Source organism: Paeniroseomonas aquatica (genome assembly GCF_030409335.1).
In the GTDB taxonomy this organism is placed as follows: domain Bacteria; phylum Pseudomonadota; class Alphaproteobacteria; order Acetobacterales; family Acetobacteraceae; genus Belnapia; species Belnapia aquatica.
The window spans coordinates 1-3,603 of the sequence record NZ_JAUFPN010000079.1 but is presented as its reverse complement, the minus strand read 5'-3'; the positions used below and the strand labels follow the sequence as shown (position 1 = coordinate 3,603).

Annotated in this window: 6 protein-coding genes; 4 read left to right on the top strand and 2 right to left on the bottom strand. The window is 63.4% G+C overall.

All coding sequences use genetic code 11. The annotated features are described in order from the left end of the window. Together QWZ14_RS08110 and QWZ14_RS08105 are read right to left on the bottom strand one after the other, a co-directional pair. Positions 1 to 362: hypothetical protein (locus QWZ14_RS08110; RefSeq protein ID WP_290316124.1), on the bottom strand; the 362-nt coding region annotated here is incomplete at its 3' end. A 60-nt stretch (positions 363 to 422) separates the two neighbouring features. Beyond that, a complete protein-coding gene (locus QWZ14_RS08105; RefSeq protein ID WP_290316123.1) occupies positions 423 to 806 on the bottom strand; it encodes a hypothetical protein in 384 nt (127 codons plus the stop codon). 202 nt (positions 807 to 1,008) lie between these two features. On the opposite strand from QWZ14_RS08105, the gene QWZ14_RS31920 reads away from it, so the two are divergent. From QWZ14_RS31920 to QWZ14_RS08090, 4 genes are all read left to right on the top strand, one after another. Continuing rightward, on the top strand, positions 1,009 to 1,284 hold the full coding sequence (locus QWZ14_RS31920) for a helix-turn-helix domain-containing protein (RefSeq protein WP_353959283.1): 276 nt from the start codon (positions 1,009 to 1,011) through the stop codon (positions 1,282 to 1,284). Between the two features lie 732 nt (positions 1,285 to 2,016). Continuing rightward, the gene (locus QWZ14_RS08100) at positions 2,017 to 2,160 is read left to right on the top strand and encodes a hypothetical protein (protein ID WP_290316122.1); all 144 of its coding nucleotides are present in this window, start codon (positions 2,017 to 2,019) and stop codon (positions 2,158 to 2,160) included. Between the two features lie 42 nt (positions 2,161 to 2,202). Beyond that, positions 2,203 to 2,847, top strand: coding sequence for a DotI/IcmL/TraM family protein (locus QWZ14_RS08095; protein ID WP_290316121.1), 645 nt, complete (start codon positions 2,203 to 2,205; stop codon positions 2,845 to 2,847). Positions 2,848 to 2,870: 23 nt separating this feature from the next. Next, positions 2,871 to 3,603 (top strand): DotH/IcmK family type IV secretion protein (locus QWZ14_RS08090; protein ID WP_290316120.1); only part of this gene is annotated, 733 nt, incomplete at its 3' end.

Below are 3,603 nucleotides of genomic sequence, written 5' to 3'. Positions count from 1 at the left end.
AGCGCTGTCAGTTCGTGACGGATAAATTCGCCGTCCGGTCCGTCACCCATGGCCGCTGCCAGCACGGCATCACGCTCAGGGAGGCCGTCGTCGCCGAACCAGGCAAGAAGCCGCAGCCGCCTCGCCATGCCGGACTGCGCCAGGGCGGCGGTGAGGTTGATCCGTGTGGCGGGATGGCAGAGGCGGGCCGACAGGCGCTCCGCATCGCTCACCAAGGCACGTTCTAGCAGTTCGCCCAGCCGGAGCATCGTTCGTAGGACATCGGGATCGGCGTCGACGGGGCCCAGCAACGGGAGCAATGCGACCTCGGGGTCACGCTCCCGCAGCCAATCACTGACGGCATTCGGGGATAGATCGGGCATGTGCACCTCCTGCAACCGTCTCAGGGTGGAGGTGCACGGCGCGAATGCCTCAGTTGCAGATCAACGGGTGATGCTGACCTGACTTGCGGTGCGAGCGAGCTTGAAGCCGAGCGGCTTGATGGCATCTGCCAGCACCAAGTTCCACGGCCGGCCGCCCTGCCAGTCGATCGGCAGCTCCCGGTCGACGCCATCGCCAAACACCAGGGAGGTTCCCTCGGGGACAATCTGCCGGGCGGCGACATGCAGCGGCACAGCATCGCCGAAGCCTTGGACCGAAGGGAGGCTTTGCGGCCGGCGACGAGGCGGGACAGTGATGCTGACTGGTCCGGAGGATGCGCCGACTACGGGAACCCATGATGACCCAGTGGGGGCCAGCAGGAACTCGGCATGGGCCGGAACTGCGGCAACGATGCCGAGGACGGCGAGGCAAAGGTGCAACTTCATTGCGTGATCTCCCACATCACGCGGGAAGTTCCGCCGGCGTGGCGCGAATGCCGCTGATGGATCAGATCGGAAAAGTCAGAGGCAAGAGCCAAACAGGGATACCCAATACGGCGCCAGTTCTCGTCATGTTCTCGCATTCGTACGAATTGAGCAGTGGAGCATGCTCATCGTTCGCGGCGCGCCTTGAGAGACTAATTTCATTATGATTTATCTCGACCCAATCCTGGCACCGGAGCCAGCTGATCAGTTGAGGGTCGAGGACCGGATGGATGACGACGAACGCGTAACGTTCGGTGCGAATGTTAAAGCGGCTCGCAAAGCGCAATGTCTCACCCAGGAACAGTTATCGGAAAGGGTTGGAATCAAGCAGGGGTATCTTTCCCGAATTGAAGGGGGAAAAGCAGACATGACATTTGAGGTCATGACCCGAGTTGCTAAGGCACTCGGCTCCGATGTTCACAAGCTCTTGAGGCCCTAATTATACCCAACAGGTATGTTGCGCGACATACCCAGTAGAAATATATCGGCTAGGTATATTGCGGAGCTGAGTGCTCCGCTGCCGGAGCCGAGCGATGAGCACCCTTTCCGATCGCACCGTCCATCAATCCAGTTCTGTTGCTTCTCTTGCCAGTCAATCACCGCGTGACCGTGTCCTCGCCGGCCTGATTAGGCAAGGTCATGGGCGCGAAGCCTGCGCTGGTTATCTCGACCAGACTCACGCGCAGCTGATGGACTTGATCGTCCACTTGGATCTGCCTGCTCCAGCTGACCGTCCAATGCGCGTAGGTCGCGGTTCGCACGCTTGGGACATCGCCTCGGTTCGCCGGCTAATCGACCTCTGGACTTGCAACCTCACTATCTCCCGCATTGCCACTCTGCTCGACCGCTCGCCCTCTGGCGTACGGAACAAAGCCAACTGGCTTGGCCTCTACAAGCGTCAGCGGAACAGCCTGCTAACCTCGCTGCCCTTGTTCCCGCATCTTGATGGCGAGCAAAGGCACCGTTGCCTCGTCTGGACAGACGATCTCGAGCGCTGGCTCGCCGACCGGTGGTTCTCGTTCCAGCACCATAAGGCCATCGCCCGCGACCTGAGCGAGAAACTCGGCTTCGAGGTGTCGCCCACCACCATCGCCAGCAAGGCGCATCGNAGTTCCTGCTGCAGGACTACAGGGCTGACCACCGCGCCCGGCATGCACGGCTGCTGCCCCGCATGGTGGAGCGGCGCTGCAAGGTGCGGAACCGTCTGTTCTGGAGCACCGGCGCGACCTTCACCTCCGACGAGGCAAAGGCGCAGTCGACCTACCGCACGATCTGCGCCGGGATTTCCAATCACGCCCTGGCCGCGGTGCACTGATCGGTCAGCGTCATTCGCGCCAGGCCGCTGGAGAGTTGCAGCATGGAAAACCGACAGGCTGCCGTTCGCCGGCAGATCGCAAACCCCGAATTCAATGCGCGGCTGCTCAACAAGGCCCTGACTGGCCTCGTGGTGCTCGGTGCAGGCGCCCTGCTGCTCGGTGGAGCCGTGCTTTACCGCGAGGTCAGGCCGCCAGTGCGGGAGTATTTTGCCACGAACGGCATGCAGCAGCCGGTGCCGCTGCGCCCGTTATCGGAGCCCGTTGTCACCCGCGACGGCCTCCTGGCCTGGGCGCGCGACTGCGCCACCGCGGCTTACGATATCGACTATGTGCACTGGCCCGAGCAGGCGCGGCGAGCTCAGGCATGCTTCGGGGAAACGGCGTGGCGCGGCTTTGGCGTGGCATTCAAACGCAACCTCGAGACCATCAAGGAAAAAACGCTCACGTCACGGCCTGTACCGCTTGGCCCGCCGGAGATCGTCCGGGAGGCGGTGATTGGTGACCGCTACACCTGGCGCGTCCAGATGCCGATCCGTGTGGTGTTCGAGAACTACAACGGCGGCGTCCCCGATGACCTGCTGATCGACATGACGATCTCCCGCACCGATGAGCCCGAGCATACCCGCGGCATCGCGTTTGCGGTCTTTGTTGCAAAGCCGCTGATGCGTCTGCCGGGAGTCCGATAATGCGATCCCCGGCTATCGCCACCATGATTCTCCTGCTGGGTTTGCCCGTGGCCGGGCAAGCCCAGACGCCCGATCCGTCGCAGACCGACCCCGCCTATGCTGCGGCGCTGCGCAGTGCGATCCCGTTCACCCCGGATCAGGTCACCGACCTGATGAACCGATTCAATGCGGATCAGCGAGTGCGGTCCGGTGTCGGCAACCCCGCAACCCTGGTCAGTGCGCTGAACCGACGCGTCAATCTGGGTTTCGCGCCGGGCGGCGTCACACCCATTATTCAGGCCGCCGTGGGCTACCCGGCGACCCTGTCATTTTTCGACCGCTCAGGTCGACCCTGGCCGGTTGCTGGCGACAGCAATGGTAATCCAGCCACCGACACCGACCCCAGCGGGTTCACGGTGCGGCGGCCGATTGCCAATGGCAACACGGTCCAGGTGACTGTCCGTGGCACGTTTCCCCGCGGCGGACTGGCGATCTACCTGGAGGGCGCACCTGCGCCACTCACGTTCCAGATCGTCACTGGGACCGGTGCCTACGATGCCCGTGCGGCCGTCCACGTATCCTCCTACCGCCCAGGCGCCGAGCCGACCGAGGTCGATAGCGCCATCCCTGTCGATAGTGGCGATCCGGCGATGGAGGCCATGCTGCAGGGCATCACTCCGGCCGGTGCCCGAGCCCTGGCGATCTCCGGCGCATCGCCCGATGAAGTCCGCGCCTGGCGCTCTGGCGGCGATCTCTATCTGCGTTCGCCCTATCCGA